This is a genomic window from Serratia proteamaculans, from assembly GCF_008830365.1.
In the GTDB taxonomy this organism is placed as follows: Bacteria; Pseudomonadota; Gammaproteobacteria; order Enterobacterales; family Enterobacteriaceae; genus Serratia; species Serratia proteamaculans.
In genome coordinates this window covers 1433130-1451069 of the sequence record NZ_WBKI01000001.1, presented here as the reverse complement: position 1 = coordinate 1451069, position 17940 = coordinate 1433130, and the positions used below count along the sequence as shown (strand labels likewise).

General features: G+C 58.6%; 18 protein-coding genes. 8 read left to right on the top strand and 10 right to left on the bottom strand.

Annotation, left to right across the window (positions count from 1 at the left end; genetic code table 11):
- The first annotated feature begins 109 nt into the window (after positions 1-109).
- On the top strand, positions 110-637 hold the full coding sequence (locus F8R23_RS06875) for a YagU family protein (RefSeq protein WP_129936812.1): 528 nt from the start codon (positions 110-112) through the stop codon (positions 635-637).
- Between the two features lie 47 nt (positions 638-684).
- Here the strand turns inward: F8R23_RS06875 and gabD are convergent, their stop codons facing one another.
- Positions 685-2160 (bottom strand): NADP-dependent succinate-semialdehyde dehydrogenase, encoded by a 1476-nt coding sequence (gene gabD / locus F8R23_RS06870; protein ID WP_129936811.1) that lies wholly within the window; start codon positions 2158-2160, stop codon positions 685-687.
- Positions 2161-2377: 217 nt separating this feature from the next.
- On the opposite strand from gabD, the gene F8R23_RS06865 reads away from it, so the two are divergent.
- Positions 2378-2590 carry a glycogen synthesis protein gene (locus tag F8R23_RS06865; RefSeq protein ID WP_112349528.1) on the top strand — a complete coding sequence of 71 codons (213 nt, stop codon included), beginning with the start codon at positions 2378-2380 and terminating at the stop codon, positions 2588-2590.
- Between the two features lie 62 nt (positions 2591-2652).
- Here F8R23_RS06865 and F8R23_RS06860 read toward each other — a convergent pair whose 3' ends face one another.
- Together F8R23_RS06860 and F8R23_RS06855 are read right to left on the bottom strand one after the other, a co-directional pair.
- Positions 2653-3567, bottom strand: a complete 915-nt coding sequence (locus tag F8R23_RS06860; RefSeq protein ID WP_151415423.1) for a pyridoxamine 5'-phosphate oxidase family protein — start codon at positions 3565-3567, stop codon at positions 2653-2655.
- A gap of 5 nt (positions 3568-3572) precedes the next feature.
- Entirely contained in the window at positions 3573-4190 is a 618-nt protein-coding gene (locus F8R23_RS06855) for a glutathione S-transferase (RefSeq protein WP_129938320.1), read from the bottom strand.
- A gap of 98 nt (positions 4191-4288) precedes the next feature.
- Here F8R23_RS06855 and F8R23_RS06850 point away from each other — a divergent pair, with 98 nt between their 5' ends.
- The 6 genes from F8R23_RS06850 to F8R23_RS06825 all read left to right on the top strand — a co-directional run bounded on the left by F8R23_RS06850 (position 4289) and on the right by F8R23_RS06825 (position 10182).
- Positions 4289-5194, top strand: a complete 906-nt coding sequence (locus F8R23_RS06850) for a LysR family transcriptional regulator (RefSeq protein WP_099064757.1) — start codon at positions 4289-4291, stop codon at positions 5192-5194.
- Between the two features lie 155 nt (positions 5195-5349).
- A complete protein-coding gene (locus F8R23_RS06845) occupies positions 5350-6144 on the top strand; it encodes an alpha/beta hydrolase (RefSeq protein WP_151415422.1) in 795 nt (264 codons plus the stop codon).
- A gap of 3 nt (positions 6145-6147) precedes the next feature.
- Entirely contained in the window at positions 6148-6519 is a 372-nt protein-coding gene (locus F8R23_RS06840; RefSeq protein ID WP_085117432.1) for a RidA family protein, read from the top strand.
- 61 nt (positions 6520-6580) lie between these two features.
- Entirely contained in the window at positions 6581-7768 is a 1188-nt protein-coding gene (locus tag F8R23_RS06835) for an amino acid aminotransferase (protein ID WP_129936807.1), read from the top strand.
- A gap of 16 nt (positions 7769-7784) precedes the next feature.
- Complete coding sequence (locus F8R23_RS06830; protein ID WP_129936806.1) at positions 7785-9185, top strand: amino acid permease; 1401 nt, start codon at positions 7785-7787, stop codon at positions 9183-9185.
- 94 nt (positions 9186-9279) lie between these two features.
- Positions 9280-10182 carry a DMT family transporter gene (locus F8R23_RS06825; RefSeq protein WP_129936805.1) on the top strand — a complete coding sequence of 301 codons (903 nt, stop codon included), beginning with the start codon at positions 9280-9282 and terminating at the stop codon, positions 10180-10182.
- A gap of 81 nt (positions 10183-10263) precedes the next feature.
- Here the strand turns inward: F8R23_RS06825 and pdxR are convergent, their stop codons facing one another.
- The 7 genes from pdxR to F8R23_RS06790 all read right to left on the bottom strand — a co-directional run bounded on the left by pdxR (position 10264) and on the right by F8R23_RS06790 (position 17938).
- Positions 10264-11748, bottom strand: coding sequence for a MocR-like pyridoxine biosynthesis transcription factor PdxR (gene pdxR, locus F8R23_RS06820; RefSeq protein ID WP_151415421.1), 1485 nt, complete (start codon positions 11746-11748; stop codon positions 10264-10266).
- A gap of 81 nt (positions 11749-11829) precedes the next feature.
- Positions 11830-12426: a phenylacetic acid degradation protein PaaY gene (paaY, locus tag F8R23_RS06815; protein WP_129936803.1), complete on the bottom strand. Its 597-nt coding sequence runs from the start codon at positions 12424-12426 to the stop codon at positions 11830-11832.
- Between the two features lie 12 nt (positions 12427-12438).
- Positions 12439-13377: a phenylacetic acid degradation operon negative regulatory protein PaaX gene (gene paaX, locus F8R23_RS06810; protein ID WP_129936802.1), complete on the bottom strand. Its 939-nt coding sequence runs from the start codon at positions 13375-13377 to the stop codon at positions 12439-12441.
- Between the two features lie 78 nt (positions 13378-13455).
- Positions 13456-14763, bottom strand: a complete 1308-nt coding sequence (paaK, locus tag F8R23_RS06805) for a phenylacetate--CoA ligase PaaK (protein ID WP_151415420.1) — start codon at positions 14761-14763, stop codon at positions 13456-13458.
- 15 nt (positions 14764-14778) lie between these two features.
- Positions 14779-15984, bottom strand: a complete 1206-nt coding sequence (gene pcaF / locus F8R23_RS06800; RefSeq protein ID WP_129936800.1) for a 3-oxoadipyl-CoA thiolase — start codon at positions 15982-15984, stop codon at positions 14779-14781.
- Entirely contained in the window at positions 15981-16421 is a 441-nt protein-coding gene (gene paaI / locus F8R23_RS06795; RefSeq protein ID WP_151415419.1) for a hydroxyphenylacetyl-CoA thioesterase PaaI, read from the bottom strand. Before paaI ends, pcaF begins: the two co-directional genes overlap by 4 nt.
- Positions 16418-17938, bottom strand: a complete 1521-nt coding sequence (locus F8R23_RS06790) for a 3-hydroxyacyl-CoA dehydrogenase (protein ID WP_151415418.1) — start codon at positions 17936-17938, stop codon at positions 16418-16420. Before F8R23_RS06790 ends, paaI begins: the two co-directional genes overlap by 4 nt.
- Positions 17939-17940: the final 2 nt, after the last annotated feature.

Sequence of the window (17940 nt, the reverse complement as noted above, 5' to 3'; positions counted from 1 at the left end):
CTATAATGTCAGAGATATCGCGATAGATAATCGTATTTCGGCTACCGACGGTTCAGCGCGTCGCGGTTTATCATTCAACTACATTATTGATAACAGGGAAGGGGACGACATGGCTGATTGGCTGGCAGTGACAAGGAAAAATGTTCGTAACTATCGGGCGGCGTTGTTCGCCGGTTTTGTCGGCGGTAATGTCGCCAGTTTTGTGAAGTGGGGCACCGAAAACCCATTGCCGCCGCGTACGGCGGACAGAGCCATTCCCCCCATGGAGATGCTGAATGATCTCGGCATTAAAACCGGCGATCTGGTCTATCAGTATTCCGGACATATGGTTAATTGGGGCGTGGCCGGGGTTCATCACCTGTTTTCTATCTTTTTCGCCATGGCGTATTGTTTCCTGGCGGAGATTTTTCCCAAAATTAAACTGTGGCAAGGCGTGGCGTTCGGCCTGTTGATTACGCTGATGTTCCATGGTGTGGTGCTGCCGTTGGGCGGGTGGGCGCCTCCGGCCTGGCATCTGCCGGCGGATGAGATTTTTTCCGAGACTTTGGGCCATATCCTGTGGATGTGGACCATTGAAATCTTCCGCCGCGATATCCGCAACCGCATCACCGGCAAACCCGATCCTGAATTCCAATAACTCTTTACCGGCCCGCGCAGTGCGGGCCGTCTTCTGGGGCCGGGCGGTTAGCTCCCGAGGCCACCGAGGCACAGGTACTTAATCTCAAGATAATCTTCGATACCGTACTTCGATCCCTCACGGCCCAACCCGGAGTTTTTAACCCCGCCGAACGGGGCAACCTCGGTGGAGATCAACCCTTCATTTATGCCGACGATGCCATATTCCAGCGCTTCGGCGACGCGCATCACTCGGCCAATATCCCGGCTGTAGAAGTACGAGGCCAGGCCAAACGGCGTATCATTGGCCAGCTCAATGGCTTCGGCTTCGCTGTTGAAACGGATCAGCGGTGCTACCGGACCAAAGGTTTCCTCATGGAAGATTTTGGCCTGCCGTGGTACGTCGGTCAGAATGGTCGGCGTGAAGAAGTTATTGCCCAATGCATGAGGTTTACCTCCCAGCAGAATTGATGCGCCGCGTTGCACCGCGTCGGCGATATGCTCGCTGACTTTTTCCACCGCGGCCGGGTTAATCAACGGGCCGATAGTCACGCCGTCGTCCAGGCCGTTGCCCACTTTCAATTTCTCCACCGCCGCTTTTAGCTTTTCGGCAAAGGCGTCGTAGATGCCGTTCTGCACCAGAAAACGGTTGGTGCACACGCAGGTCTGGCCCGCGTTGCGGTATTTGGAGGCCACTGCACCGATCACCGCGGCGTCCAGATCTGCATCATCAAACACAATAAACGGCGCGTTGCCGCCCAGTTCCATACTGGTCTTTTTGATGGTCGGGGCACACTGCGCCAGCAGTTGCGCACCCACCTCGGTGCTGCCGGTAAACGACAGCTTACGTACGTCCGGGTTGGCGGTCAGTTCTGCGCCGATGGCCTGGCTCGGGCCGGTAATCACATTGCAAACACCGGCCGGTAAGCCCGCTCGCTCGGCCAGCACGGCGAGCGCCAATGCTGAGAACGGCGTCTGGCTGGCGGGGCGGATCACCCCGGTGCAGCCCGCCGCCCAGCCGGGGCCGGCTTTGCGGGTGATCATTGCTGCCGGGAAGTTCCACGGCGTAATGGCGGCGAAAACCCCAATCGGTTCTTTCTGCACGATAATGCGCCGACCAGCCTGGGGCTGCGGAATGGTATCGCCGTAGACACGTTTGCCTTCTTCGGCAAACCACTCGATAAAGGACGCCGCGTAGGCAATTTCACCCCGGCTTTCAGCCAGTGGTTTGCCCTGTTCTGCGGTCATGATCAGCGCCAGATCGTCCTGGTTTTCCATCATCAACTCGAACAGGCGGCGCAGTTTGCCGGCGCGTTCTTTGGCGGTCAGTGCACGCCAGGCCGGCTGGGCCTTCTTGGCGGCGGCAATCGCCTGGGCGGTTTCTTTGGTACCCAAGGCCGGTACCTGGCCGACCAGTTCGCCGGTGGCGGGATTGTGGACTTTGATGCACTGGTCGCCTTTGATCGGCAGCCATTGCCCATCGATATAGTTGGCCTCGCGGAACAAAGCAGGATCTTTGAGGGTGGCAGAGAAGTGATTACTCATTGGTTATCTTCCTTTTTCAGAATTCAACACAGGGTGACCTATCCCAAACGGCACCCCTTTACCCTAGCAAACTTTTCCGCCTTCATTTGCCCGATCCGTGGCAACAAATCAATTTGCTGGGATGCGCACCTTCTGTACAAAAAACACCCGCAGTCGGGACGATACTGAAGTCAGCAGGCATATGACCCTTTTCGATGCGATTAAAAGGAGTGTGCAAATGATGAAATCAGTGGACAGACATCTCTATGGCGGTGGTGAAATGGATTTTCTGGCGTCGAGCATTGCGCTGATGGAATGGCAGGGAAGGGAGGTTGATGCCGGCAAAGTGGCCGGCAATATGTCAGAGCCGCAAAGCCGCTTGTTCTTTGAACGCCTGAGCTATTTCCGCCAACTTTATCAGGCGGCCACCACGGTGGAACACAGCGTATAAAACCCAATCATTCCCTCTCTCCCCTGGGAGAGAGGGAAGTTCATCCGCATATCTGTGCAGATTTATTCCGACCACACCCCGGTAGTGAGCGTTGCCGGGGAGAACTCAAGATTGCGGCCGCGCCACGGCAGGGCCTGTGAAAAGCGCCATGCGCTGTGTATATCGAAGCGCCAGTAACGTTCTGCTCCCGCCACCCCTTGACCTATCCCCGTTTGCCAGAGGATCTGCGTTTCCCCCTGCAGGTGCACAATATTCCCGTTTTCAAAATCAATAAACAGCAACGCCGCACGCGGCTCCGCCAGCAAGTTACCCAGGGTATTCATATAACGGTTACCGCGGAAATCCGGCATCCACAGGCTGTTTCCCTCCAGATGGATAAACCCCGGTTTTCCGCCCCGGTGCGAAATATCCACGCCGCCTTGCGCCAGCTGGGTATGGGCAGCACTGGCCACGAAACAGGTATCCGCCTGACGGATCAATACCTGCGCCGCCGCATCCAGCGTAGTGAGATGCTCAATCGGTGCGGGGTTGGCGGGGGCCGGATACAGCTCGCGCCGCTGAATATACTGCGGACAGTTGCCAAAGCTTTGTCTGACGTCGATCTCAATGCGGTTTTTGTCGGTACGCCCGATCACACCGTTGGCACGGTTACGCCGCCGATTGCTGAAGTCCAGCCCCAATGCTCCCACCGGCTTGCCGGATTGCAATGTCGCCTGTGCCGGATCATCGCTACGGCGGGGCGCACTGATACGCAGGTGTGTGCTGTCCGGCGTGCGCAAAAATCCGGGCGGGCCGCTGAACAGAGTCGCCACCGGCCAACCCTGCTCGTCCAGCGTGGCGACAAACAGGTAAGGCAGTGCCTCGAAAAACTTGCGGTGCTGGTCGGGCATGTTGGGGAAAATGCCGCCGCCCACCTGGTCAAATCCGGCCAGGGTCTGGGCACGTAGTTCATCGGGGTGGAACATCTGCGGGATCATCGGATTTACCTCCCGGTGGGGTACGGCAGCGACGGCATGGCAAAGAAGCCAGGCAGTGCCGCGATGCGCGCCACCCAACGTTGGATTGCCGGGTAGGGGGCCAGTGAAATGCCCCCTTCCGGAGCTACCGCCACATAGCTGTAGCAGGCCAGATCGCCAATGGTGGCCTGTTGCGTTGCCAAAAACGAACGGTCGGTCAGATGTTGCTCCATCTGCGGCAGGAAGCGGGCGCTTATCGCCAGCGCGGCCTGATAATCCTCCGCCACCCCAAACTGGGCGATCAAACGAGCGGAAGCCGGCCCATAGCGGACTTCTCCCGCCGCTTTGGACAGCCATGCTTGCACCTGTGCTGCGGCTGCCGGGTCTTCGGGTAACCAATGGCTACCTGGCGCATAGCGTTTGACCAGATACACCAAAATGGCGTTACTGTCGGCCAGCGTCAGCTCGCCATCGACCAGCAACGGGATCTGACCAAAAGGGTTCAGCGCCAGAAAGGCTTCGCTTTGGCGCACCTCGGCAGGCGCTTCGATAAATTCATACGGCAACTCGAGCAGCCGCAACAGCAACGCCACGCGGTGGACGTGGCCGGAAAGCGGGGTACCGTACAGTTTTAGCTTTTGCATGCTCACACTCCTGAAAGATTTTCATTAGCATACTCTTGCGGTCAGTAGGCGAAATCCGGCAATCTGGAAATTGATAATTTCACTTTATGGAACAGTCTATGGATCGGTTGGACGAACTGGAGATTTTTGTGACGGTGATCCAGCACGGCAGTCTGGCCGCCGCCGGTCGTAAACTGCGGCGTTCCGCCCCGGCAGTGACCCGGGCCATCGCCTCGCTGGAGCAGCGTTTTGGTGCCCGGCTGGTTGAACGCACCACCCGGAGGTTAGCGCCGACCGAGGCCGGGCTGCGGCTGGCGGAGCGTGCGCACTTGCTACTGCATGAATACCAGTCGGCGGTGCTGGACACGGCGGATACCCAGCTTAGCGGCCTGCTGCGTATCACCTCGCCGGTGCAGTTCGGGCGCAAGCACGTGGCACCGGTGGTGATGGCGTTTCTCGATCTCTATCCGCAGATGCAAATTGAAATGGTGCTCAACGATCGCAACCTGGATTTGATTGACGAGGGACTAGACGTGGCGGTGCGTATCGGTCATTTGCAGGACTCTTCCCGCGTGGCACGGCGGTTGGGGCAGGTCTCGCGGGTGACGGTCGCCAGCCCGGCCTATCTGGCACTGCGCGGCGAGCCAAAACAACCGGCGCAACTGGCCGATCATGACACCATTGTCGGCACTCAACGGGCGTCGCTGCGTGAATGGCGTTTTGGTCCGCAGGAGAACGGTGACAGGGTAAGGCTGACACCGCGCCTGCTGCTTAATGAAGTCGAAACCCAACTGCTGGCGGCGCGAGCGGGTAAGGGCATCGCCCGGCTGTTGTCATATCAGGTGGCAGAGGATTTGGCGGCGGGGACGCTGGTGCGCCTGCTCCCGGCGTTTGAACCTTTGCCAATGCCGGTGCAACTGGTGGCGCAGAATATCCAACGCATGCCGCTAAAGGTAAGGACCTTTTGGGATTATGCCTGGCAAGAATTAAGTCAATTAGCGCAAATTCAGCCGGGAATAAAATAGCCATTAAGGCGCAATAAGTTTCACTGGTTAAACTTATTGCGCCGCAGAAAAGATTTATATTACCCTGCACGCATTGCTGCCGCTCCCTTCTTGACAATATTATTCCCGGTGCTAATAGTTAACGCATATCTTAAATAATAAACGAAGTTTAATATATGAAACCTTTGGCGGGGAGTTACGATAACGGTTCGACGGTGGACAATGAAGATCAGATCCTGACCTCATTCCAAACCCGCAGCCTGGCCGTTTATCAGCAAGTTCGCAGCGAACGCAATATTCCCTATGGCGACTCTCCCCGGGAAGTTTTTGATTGGTTATATTCTGACGGCCAACCCAAAGGCACGTTAATATTTATTCACGGTGGGTATTGGCAATTTTGCAGCAAGGACGATTTTGCCTTTATTGCCGAAGTGCCATTGTCGTTGGGTTTTGACGTAGTGCTGCTGGAATATACGTTGGCCCCTCAGGCCAATCTGGACGATATTTGTCGGCAAACCGGCGCGGCGCTGAGTGCCATTCAACAACGGCTTGCGTCAACCAAGTCTGCGCCGGTTTACCTGTGTGGCCATTCTGCCGGTGGGCATCTGGCCAGTTATTGGCAGCAGCATGCGGTGGTTGACGCGGTGTTACCGATCAGCGGTATTTTCGAACTGGAGCCCTTGTTAAGCAGCTACGTTAACCGGCAATTACAGTTGTCCCCGCGGCAAATAACCCAATTGAGTCCGGCGCGGAATATCCCTGAACGTATCAAACCGATGACGCTATTTTACGGTGATGCCGAGCTGCCGGAACTGATTGGTCAGTCGCAGCATTACTATGCCGCGCTTAAAGCCAAACACCTGCCCGTCAGCCTGGTCGTGGTCGACGGTGCCAACCATTACAACGTGCTGGATTCGCTGTTCGCCAGAGGCGGGGCGCTGATCCGCCAGTTAACCACTACGGGGAATTAAACCATGCGCACTATCATCGATACCGGCCTGCCGGAAATTGGCCAACCCTTTTCCTGGGCGACCAAAGGCGGCGGTATGTTGTTCACCGCCCATGGCCCGGTCAGGCCCGACGGCAGCATTGAAACCGGCGCGCCGGAAAAGCAGATTACCCTGACCTTCGATAATCTGGCCCAGACGTTAAAAGCGGCAAATAGCCACAGCGACAATGTCTTACAGGTCATTATTTATCTTACCGATGTGAATGACGTTAAATTACTCGATGAGATTTATAAGAAATACTTTAATTATCCTTACCCCAATCGTTCAACGGTGATCGTTGATAAATTGGTGGTACCTGGAATGAAAATAGAAATTACCGTCAGCGCCACGGCATAAACCTTTATATAACCAGAACACTCACCTGCAAATTCATTAAATAATGAATTAAGGAATCGCTATGTTTAATTACATTGGCCGCTCGGCGGCAGATCCTATTATGTCGTTGATGGAAGCTTATTTACAGGATGAAAATACGCAGAAAGTGAATCTGGGTATTGGTCTTTATTACGATCAGCAGGGCAGGATCCCGCTGATGCAGGCGGTTGAGGCGGCCGAGCGGCAGTTGCTCGAGCAGCGTCGCCCGCACGGCTATCCGCCGATCGAAGGGTCGGCACCGTTCGCTCAACAGGTACAGACTTTGTTGTTCGGCGCGGCGGCGTTACCGTCCATTTGCACGGTACAGACCGTCGGCGGTTCCGGTGCCCTGAAGCTGGCAGCCGATTTTATCCATCACTACCTGTCCCGTCGCGACATCTGGGTGTCTGATCCGACCTGGGCCAACCATTGGGCGATCTTTGAAGGCGCCGGGCTGAACGTCCATACCTATCCGTATTTTGATGAGGCCAGCGGCGGTCTGCGATTTGACGCCATGCTGGATACGCTGGACAGCCTGCCGGAAGGCAGCGTAGTGCTGCTGCACCCTTGCTGTCATAACCCGACCGGTACCGATCTCAGCCAGGCACAGTGGCGTGCCACCCTTGAGGTGGTCCAGCGTCGTCGCCTGCTGCCGTTGTTCGATATTGCCTATCAGGGTTTTGGCGACGGTCTGGACGAGGACTGTTTCGTACTGCGTGAAGCGCTGAAAACCGATGTGGAATTTTTGGTCGCCAATTCGTTTTCGAAAAATGTCGCGCTGTATGGCCAGCGACTGGGCGGGCTTTCGGTTCGCGGTGCCACCCCGGAGAGTGCGGCAAACGTCAAGGGTGCGCTGAAAACGCTGATCCGCCGCAGCTACTCCTGCCCACCGACCCACGGCAGCCAGATTGTGGAAACCCTGTTGGCAGACGCTGGCCTGCGGCAGCAGTGGGAAAGCGAACTGGCCGGCATGCGTCAACGCATCAAACAGATGCGCCAAATCCTGGCTAACGGGCTGGAAAAGGGCGGTTCGCAGTTGGACTACCGCCGCATTCGCGACCAGAAAGGCATGTTCAGTTACACCGGACTGAACCCGCAACAGCTCGAGCGGCTGCGGCAAGATTACGCCATCTATCTGGTGGCCCCCGGCCGCATGTGTCTGCCTGGCCTGAACCAAAATAATGTCGACTACGTTACTGCCGCCATTCTGGATGTCACCCGTACTGCGTGAATAAGGTAGGACTGCCATGAAACAGATGAAAGGTTTTGAAGAGATAGCGCGGCGACAGGGCGGGTTGAAGAAACAGCTCACCGCCGGGCAGATGACGATGCTGGCAATCGGCGGGGCGATTGGGACCGGACTGTTTCTCGGCAGTGCCTACGCCATTCAGATGGCCGGCCCCAGCGTACTGTTGAGCTATTTTATCGGCGGCGTGGTGGCGCTGTTGCTAATGGGATGCCTGGCGGAGATGACTTCCGAGCACCCAACGCCGGGCTCTTTCGGTGACTATGCCGAGTTTTACATCAGCCCGTTGTTCGGTTTTCTGGTGCGTTACTCTTACTGGTCCTGCGTAGTATTGGCGGTGGGCACCGAGGTGACCGCCATCGGTATGTATATGCAGTTCTGGTTCCCGACCACGCCGATTTGGCCGTGGGTGCTGCTGTTCTCTGCCGCGGTGATTTTCATCAACGTGATTGGCGTCAAGTCCTTCGGCCAGGTGGAGTATGCGTTGTCGACTATCAAGGTGGTTGCCATCGCGGCCTTTATCGCCATTGGTATCGGTATTCTGCTGTTTTCCGCTAACCCGGCCTTCGGTATTCACAACTTTACTGCCAACGGTGGCTTCTTCCCGTTTGGCGTCAAGGGCATGTGGTTCGCGGTGATCGTGTCGATTTTCAGCTACCTGAGCATTGAGATGATCGCGGTGGCCGCCGGGGAAGCCAAAAACCCGGTGATTGCGGTCAAAACCGCCTTCAAGGGCACCATTTTACGGCTGTTTATTTTCTACATGCTGTCGATTGCGCTGATGCTGGCGATTGTTCCCTGGCGGCAGTCCGGTACCGGCGAAAGCCCGTTCCTGATGGCGATGAACGTGATCCACCTGCCCGCCGCCGCCGGTATCTTCAACTTTATCGTGCTGGTGGCCGCGTTGTCGGCGATGAACAGCCAGTTGTATATTACCACCCGCATGATGTTCTCGCTGTCTCGCGCCGGGCAAGCACCGGCTGCGTTGGGGCGGGTCAGTAAACGCGGCATCCCGGTGAGTGCGCTGGCGATGTCGTGCATTGGCATTGTGGTATCGATCATACTGAGCCTGGTTTATCCGGAAAAATCGTTTGCCGCGATGATGTCGATCTCGGTGTACGGCGCCTGTTTCACCTGGCTGATGATTTTTGTCACCCACCTGTTTTTCCGCCGTCAGCACCGTCAAACCCATCTGAAATTCCGCATGTGGGGTTTCCCGTACACCACGTTGGCCGGTGCCGGTTTGATGGCGGCATTGTTGATCTCGACGGCGTTCACCGAGTTTTTCAAAATGACGCTGTGGTTTGGCATTCCGTTTACCCTGCTGCTGGTGGCGATCTACTTCTTCTATAGCCGCCATCAGCCGGTGCCCGCCGGGATGGAAACTTCGGGGGTAGAGTAAAGTGGCTCTCTGAAAATGTGATTATCTGGCACTGGAAGTAAACCACTTTAACCGGAGAATAAAGGATCTTTTTCCGATGTAGAGTGGTGTTGCCATGAGCAGTGAAACAGAAAAAAACCAGGCTATCGGCCGCGCCAGTCATTCGGCGCAGGGGTGGGTCAACGGCTTTTTGGGCATGTTGATTTTTAGCGGTTCTTTACCCGCCACGCGCCTGGCAGTGCAGGAGTTTGATCCGCTGTTCCTGACCGCGATGCGGGCGGTGCTGGCAGCCTTGTTAGCCCTCTGTGCCTTGGGGGTGATGCGTCAACGCCGGCCACTGCGTCATGACATCGCGCCCCTGGTGTTGGTCGCTATCGGGGTGGTGATCGGCTTTCCTTTACTGACGGCATTGGCGTTGCAGCACACCACTTCGGCGCATGCGCTGGTGTATATCGGGCTGTTACCCTTGGCGACCGCCTGTTTTGGCGTACTGCGTGGGGGAGAAAGGCCTAAAGCGGCTTTCTGGTTGTTCTCGGTGTTGGGCAGCCTGCTGGTGGGGGCTTTCGCACTGAGTCAGGGGGCGGGCGCTTCTTGGGCCGGTGACCTGCTGATGGTGGCTGCGGTACTGCTTTGTGGTTTGGGCTACGCGGAAGGCGCAATGTTGACGCGTAAACTCGGTGGCTGGCAGGTGATCTCCTGGGCGCTGGTGGTGGCTTTACCGCTGACGGCCATGGTGGCCATTGGGGCAGCGCCTGCGGACTGGCCGCAGGTCAGCGTCGGGGCCTGGCTTTCTCTGGGCTATATTTCGTTGTTCAGCATGTGGATTGGCTTTATCTTCTGGTACCGCGGTTTGGCGCTGGGTGGCATTGCCGCGGTGGGGCAACTGCAATTGCTGCAGCCCTTTTTTGGTCTGGCGCTGGCCGGGCTGGTGCTGCATGAAACCATCCAACCTTCGATGCTGGCGGTCATGGCCGGGGTGTTGGTCTGCGTGTACGGCGCGAAGCGTTTTTCACGTTAAACCGGGTAAGATAAGGGTTTAGGATATTGCTACAGTGAGCGCCTCTTCTCCAGGGGGAGAGGGGATTAACTGTCGGACGCTTTACCCGGCCTCGGCCAACGTCACCAGCACCTGATTCAGTTGTTGGGCAGCGCGGTGGATCTGCAGCTCATCGTAGCCGCCCAATCCGAGTATCAAGCCGTTTTTCCCGCTGCCGACGGCATACATCGGCGACAATGCGCTAACCGCCACCCCGGCTTCGGCGGCGCGGCGAGCGACCTGTTGGTCATCCAGCCCCGCCTTCAACCACAACACCAGATGCATGCCCTGATCGCTGGGGTGCAGGGCGGCCAGCTCGGCAGAAACATGGGCATTGATGGCTTCGGTTAATACCCGCCGTTTTTCCGCATACACGCTGCGCATGCGGCGGATATGACGATCCAGGTGCCCCTGCGCCATAAAACTGGCCAGTACGTGCTGATCGGCGCTGGGCGGGTGGCGATCCATCAGCACTCGCGCACCGCAGAAGGCATCCACCAAGGGTTTGGGCAGGATGGCATAACCCAGGCGCAATGAAGGGAAAAGGATCTTGCTGAAGGTACCCAGATAGACAACTCTGGCCGGATCCAGCCCTTGCAAAGAGGGAAACGGATGGCCGGAGTAACGCATTTCACTGTCGTAATCGTCTTCGATAATCCAGGCCCGCTGTTGTTTGGCCCAGGCCAGTAGTTCGAGCCGGCGCGACATGCTCATCGGCATGCACAGCGGGTATTGGTGAGAAGGGGTGACAAAAACGGCTTTGGCTTGCGGCGCGATCTTGTTGCCTGCCACCACGTCTATCCCTTCGGCATCGACCGGGACTCTGGCTATCAGCCTGTCGCGGAATACGCTATTGAAGATGGCGGTGATGCCGTGATAGGCCGGATCTTCCACCCAGGCGGTGTCACCGGCATCCAGCAGGATTTGCGTGGCCAGATACAACCCTTGTTGAGTGCCGGAAGTGATCATCACCTGTTCCGGCATACACAGCACGGAACGGGACTTGCGGACATATTCACAGACGGCCTTGCGCAACGGCAATGCGCCCAGCGGCTCGCCATAACCGGCGGGGGCACCTGGCCCGCGCGCGCGGACACGGTTGCCGAGGCGACGCCAGACGTCATCGGGCGCGGTATCATTGATTGGCACCGAGACGGTAAAGGGGACCGGCGGCAGTGGCTGTAACTGGCTGGCAAATTGCGCCAATGCCTGCGCCTGACTGGAAAGGGGGATGTCACAAATATCAGCAATGTTGGCCGGTACAGGCGGCTGGCGGTGAAGTGACAGGGCTACACGGGTACCCGAACCGGGCTGCGCTTCGAGAAAACCTTCCGCCGTCAGTTGTTCGAAGGCGGCCAGCACCGTGCCTCTGGCCAGCCGCAATGCGCCCGCCAGCACGCGGGTTGAAGGCAAGGGATCGCCGGGCTTCAGTTCACCTTTATTGATCGCTGCCCGCAGTGCCTGGGCAAGTTGCAGACTAAGCTGCCCCGCTTGGCGATCAAGCTCGCCGATAGCGGGGACTTCCACCGTTTTAGCCGTTCTGGGCATGAATTCCGGTCCAGATAAAAGAAGTTAAACAGGGCATTCACTGTAAATCACTTTGGGTTGAAACGGCGCTTTTTATCTGGTTTAAAGCTGACTTTTTGGTATCAGGTGGTCGCCAAAACTCAACCGCTGACGGCCCGGTTCGATTTCGGTCAGTGGAGCCACTTCCCGCAGTGAGGAGTGACAGCGCAGCACCAGGTCATGATATTCACGCGTACCGGCCACTTTCCATGCCAGCTCCTGCTCGGTCAGGTCGCGCAACACCCGCGCAGGGCTACCGATTACCAGCTTGTTGGCTTCAATCACCGCGGCGGCTTTGACGAACGCCATGGCACCCACGATGGTGTTTTCACCGATCTCCGCACCGTCCATGATCACCGCGTTCATACCGACCATGGCATTACGGCGGATGCGGCAACCGTGCAGGATCGCGCCGTGGCCGATATGACCGTCCTGTTCCACCACGGTGTCCTGCTGCGGAAAGCCGTGCATCACGCAGTTGTCCTGAATATTGGCACCATCGCCGATCACCAGTCGACCAAAGTCGCCGCGCAGGCTGGCATTGGGGCCGATATAGACACGTTTGCCGACGATCACATCACCAATCAGCACCGCGGTCGGGTGCACATAGCTGCTGGGGTCTACCACTGGCGTCAGGCCGTCAATCTGATACACGGGCATAGCAAAAGCTCCTTAAAGTGAAGGATCGCGCGGCAAGCCGCCAAAGCGCCGGTAATAACCGGCCGCCGGGGCGGGCAGAGCGCCGATAGTGGTTTCTGCCAGCGTGCTGACATACTCGGTCGCGGCACGGTCCACCCGCTGATAAATATTGATGCACAGGTTGCGGGCGATCTGCCCCTCCCACTGGACGGGCAATAAAGCGTCCGGCAGCAGGGGATCTTTCAGCACCACGCGGCGGAAGAAGTGGATCAATAATAGCTTAATCTGGAAACAGCGCTGGGGCGTCAGTAGCGCATCGTCGGTTTCGCGCAGCAGTGTCATTAGCGGGCGGAAAGAGACGATAAACTCATGATAATCGGCGGCCACGTCACCCAGAGCCCAGCAGTTGGCCACCAGCTGTTGCAGGGTTTGCTCGGAACGGTTGTAGGGGTAGTCGGCGCGAAAGTAGATCACCTGTTCGCTGGCGTTAAGCTCGCCGAGCAGGGCGGTGACGTCGGTTTGTGCATGGGTGGGGGCCGCCATCAGGTTATTGGCGATCTGGCCGAAGCCCAGCCAGCCCAGCTCTTTTTTCAGCCGTGCCCGCTCGCTTTTTTCCGCGCTTTCCAGCAACAGCAGATCCCATTTACCGTCCCAGGCCGGTGGCTCGCTAAGGTAGATTTTCGACTCTGCGTGGCGGAACTGGCGCATGCCCTGATCGGTCACCCGATAGAAGCTGCGGCGGCCGATTTTTTCGACTGCCAGCCAGCCCTCTTTTTGCAGGCGAAATACCGACGTGCGCACAAAGCGGTCACCAAAACCCAGAGCTTCCAGCAGCGCGCTCAGGCTGCCGAGCCACACCTCGCCGCCGCGATGGCTAAGCGCATCGCCGTACAGGGAGATAATCAGTGAGGTACCGCTGATCGGCTGCGCGTCTATAGCATGGCGGATAAACTCATCCAGTTTATGTTCCATATTTTTCCACGGGTTAGCCGACGATGAGACACAACATTACCACAAATTATTGTGGCGTCATCCGTGACGCCGGCGGGATCAGCGTGGTCGCAGATCGACCACCCGCTGGGCCTTGCCTTCCGAACGGGGAATATCACCGCAGTTGGCAATGCTGACGTCGGTGCTGACGCCGATAATCGACTTGATATGGTGGCGCAGCTGGTGGCAAATCTCACAGCGCTGCTGGTGACTGAGGCTGAGCGCCGCCTCTTTCAATTCAACGCGTACCGCCAGGGTATCCAGGTGTCCGCTGCGGCTGACCTGTAGCTGGTAGTGCGGTGACAGCTGTTCGAACTGCATGATTTGTTCTTCCACCTGCGACGGGAACACATTGACGCCACGGATGATCAGCATGTCGTCAGAGCGGCCGGTGATTTTCCCCATGCGGCGCATCTGGCGGGCATCACCGGGCAGCAGACGGGTGAGATCGCGAGTGCGATAACGGATCACCGGCAGCGCCTCTTTGGTCAGAGTGGTGAACACCAGTTCGCCATGCTGGCCGTCCGGCAGGGCAAGGCCGGTTTCCGGGCAGATGATTTCCGGCAGGAAGTGGTCTTCCCAGATGGTCGGGCCGCCGCCGCTTTCGGCACATTCCATCGCTACTCCTGGCCCCATCACTTCTGACAGGCCATAAATATCCAGCGCCTTGATGCCCATGCGGCTTTCAATTTCGTGCCGCAGCGCTTCGGTCCAGGGTTCTGCGCCAAACACCCCCAGACGCAATGAGCAGCCACGGGCATCGCCGCCCATTTTGCGTTCCAGTTCATCGATCAGCGTTAAACAGTAGGACGGCGTCACCATGATCACATCGGGTTTGAAATCCAGGATCAGCTGCGCCTGCCTTTCGGTTTGGCCGCCGGACATCGGGATCACCGTCGCCCCGAGTCGCTCCGCGCCATAGTGAGCGCCGAGCCCACCGGTAAACAGGCCATAGCCATAGGCCACGTGCACCTTGTCTTTGGCGGTGGCCCCGGCGGCGCGCAGGCTGCGGGCGACGATATCGGCCCAGTTATCGATATCCCGCTGGGTATAACCGACCACTGTCGGTCGACCGGTGGTGCCCGACGAGGCGTGAATACGCACCACCTGCTCCATTGGTACCGCAAAGGTGTCGAACGGGTAGTTGTCGCGCAAGTCCTGCTTGGTGGTGTAGGGGAAACGGCTCAGATCGCTCAGTTGTTTGAGATCGTCGGGATGCACACCCGCCTGATCGAACTTGCGTTTATACATCGGCACATTGTTATAGGCATGGTGCAGCGTCCATTTCAGACGTTCCAGTTGCAGCGCTTCAATCTCATCACGCGAGGCGAACTCAATGGCGTCGAGTGGCTGTGGATTTGTGGACATAATTAGCCTCGGGGGTCAGACTCGCTCAATGATCATGGCGATGCCTTGGCCGACGCCGATGCACATGGTGCAAAGCGCGTAGCGGCCGGAACGCCGTTCCAGTTCAAACAGGGCGGCCAGCGCCAGACGCGCACCGCTCATCCCCAATGGATGGCCAAGGGCAATGGCGCCGCCGTTGGGGTTCACCTGCGGGGCGTCATCCGGCAGGCCAAGCTGACGTAGTACCGCCAGCGCCTGGGCGGCAAACGCCTCATTCAGTTCGATCACGTCCATTTGCGCCAGGCTCAGCCCAGCCAATTCCAGCACCTTGCGGGTGGCCGGCAGCGGCCCGATGCCCATCAAACCGGGTTCGACGCCGCAGGTAGCGGTAGCGACGATGCGCGCACGTGGCGTTAAGCCCTGGCTGACGGCCATTGCCTCCGAGGCGACGATCAGCGCCGCGGCACCGTCGTTCAAGCCGGAGGCGTTACCGGCGGTCACGGTACCGGGTTGGCGGAACGGCGTTTTTAACCCCTGCAATTGTTCCAGCCGGGTGTCTGCGCGCGGGTGTTCATCCTGGCTGAACAGCGTCACCGCGCCTTTTTTACCGCTGAGGCTGACCGGCACGATCTCCTGCGCCAGTAAACCCAAATCTTGCGCCCGGGCCGCGCGCTGCTGGCTACGCAACGCGAAGGCGTCCTGATCGGCGCGACTGATATTGAACTGTGCTGCCACGTTTTCGGCGGTTTCCGGCATTGAGTCGGTGCCGTACTGCGCCTGCATCAGCGGGTTGATAAAGCGCCAACCCAGGGTGGTGTCATACAGCTGCGCCTGGCGACTGAAGGCCGTGTCGGCCTTACCCATCACCAGCGGGGCGCGGGTCATGGATTCCGCACCACCGGCCAGCACCAACCCGGTTTCCCCGGCCTTGATACTGCGTGCTGCCATGGCCAGTGCGTCCAATCCTGAACCGCACAGACGGTTGACGGTGGTACCGGAAACGTTCACCGGCAGGCCCGCCAGCAATGTCGCCATGCGCGCCAGATTACGGTTATCTTCCCCGGCCTGATTGGCGCAGCCGAGGATCACGTCATCCACTAACGACCAGTCCACCTGAGGGTGGCGTGCTACCAGGGCACGCAGTGGCAGCGCGGCCAAATCATCGGCACGCAGGTTGGCCAATGCGCCGCCGTAACGGCCAATCGGCGTGCGAACGCCATCGCAGATAAACGCCTGACTCATGGTTGTTCCCCTAAAATGGCATGGCCGAGGCGATGAGCACGCCCGCGAAACCAGGCGACGGTTTTGCCCAATTGATTGACGATTTCCACGTCGTACAGCCCGGTGGTTTTGCCCTGATGACGGACTTCCGCACTGGCGGTCAGACGATCGCCGGCCAGCGCCGGGCGTATAAACTCGATGTTGCAGCCGGACGCCACCGCCGCCAGCCCCTGGCTGTTGCAGGCATAGGCGAAGGCGGTGTCCGCCAGGCTGAACAGTTGGCCGCCGTGGCAGGTCTGGTGGCCGTTGAGCATCTGCGGGCCGACGGTCATGCTGACCTGGGCGAAACCGACATCGACTGCATCCACCCGCATACCCATCGCCTGGGCGCAGGTATCCTGCTGGAACATCTGTTCGGCGCAGCGTTGTGCCAGCGCGTGGGGCGTATTGGCGTTCATTGTTGGGCTCCTGAAGAGAGGGATGCGTAGTGACGCAACAGCGGCATTGGGCGGTAACGGGGCTCGCCGTAGTGGTGTTGCAGATTTTCCAACGTGGTCAGGATTTGTCGCCAGCCCAGGGCGGCGGCCCATTCCAGCGGACCGCGTGGGTAGTTGACGCCACAGCGCATGGCCTGGTCGGTATCCTCGGCACTGGCGACGCCTTTGTTCACCACGTCGAGCGCTTCATTGGCCAGCATGGCGAGGGTGCGCATTACCAACAGGCCGGGATAGTCCGGCAAGAGGATCACCTTCCTGCCGAGAGATTGCAGCAGGCGAACCACGCTGGCGTTGTGACGGGCATCGTTTTGCGCCGCGCAGCTGATAGCGACGGTGGTGGCCTGCGAGTAGTTGGCGGACAGATCAAACAGCACCACGGGGGTTCCGGTTTCATCGGCGACTTGGCTGGCTGTTTTACCATTCGTTAACATCAATGTAACTTCATCGATCCGGGCAAAGGCAGTGGTCTGGCCAGATTGTTTGATCGACTCCGCATTTCCTGCCAGTAACTCGCTCAGCACGGTCATACCCTGCGGATCCCCATGCAGCGTGACGCTGCGCGGTAATGTCGCCGTGGAAGGGGGCAGCACCGCAGCGACCGGCGGCTGATGATCGCCATAGCGATAAAACCCCTGGCCGCTTTTGCGACCAAGACGTCCGGCCGCTACCAGTTCCTGCTGCACCAGCGACGGGGTAAAGCGGGGATCCTGGAAGAAAGCCTGAAACACCGATTCAGTCACGGCGTAATTGATGTCCTGACCAATCATATCGGTCAGTTGCAGCGGTCCCATGGCGAAGCCGCCTGCGTCGCGCATCACCGCATCCAGCGTGGCGGCGTCGGCGACCTGTTCTTCCAGTGCACGCAGGGTTTCGGCGTAAAAGGGCCGCGCTACCCGATTGACGATAAACCCCGGCGTGGAGCGGCACAGCACGCTTTGTTTGCCCCATTGCCGGGTTAGCATTTGCAGCGTGGCGAGGGTTTCGGCACTGGTGTCCAGCCCGCTGACGATCTCTACCAGTTTCATCAGCGGTGCCGGGTTGAAGAAGTGCAGCCCGGCCAGCCGCTGTGGATGCTGCAACGCACCGGCGATCGCGGTTATCGACAGCGACGAGGTGTTGCTGGCAAACAGCGTGGCGGGCGAGCACAGGGCTTCCAGATCGCGGAACAGGCTTTGTTTGATCGCCAGCTTCTCCGCTACCGCCTCTATCACCAGGGCGCTGTCGGCCAGCGGGTGTAGCGAATCTACCGGCTGAATGCGTGCCAGCAAGGCTTCGGTGGCATCGGCATCGGCCTTACCGGCCGCCACCCGTTGACGCAGCCGCTGGGCGAGCACGTTGAGTGCCTGCCGGGCAGCGGAGGCGTCGATATCAAACAGTTGCACGGGATGCCCGGCAGCGGCGGCCACCTGGGCGATGCCGATGCCCATGGTACCGGCACCTATCACCGCGACCCTGGCGTTGAAGTTCGGCTGGCTCATGG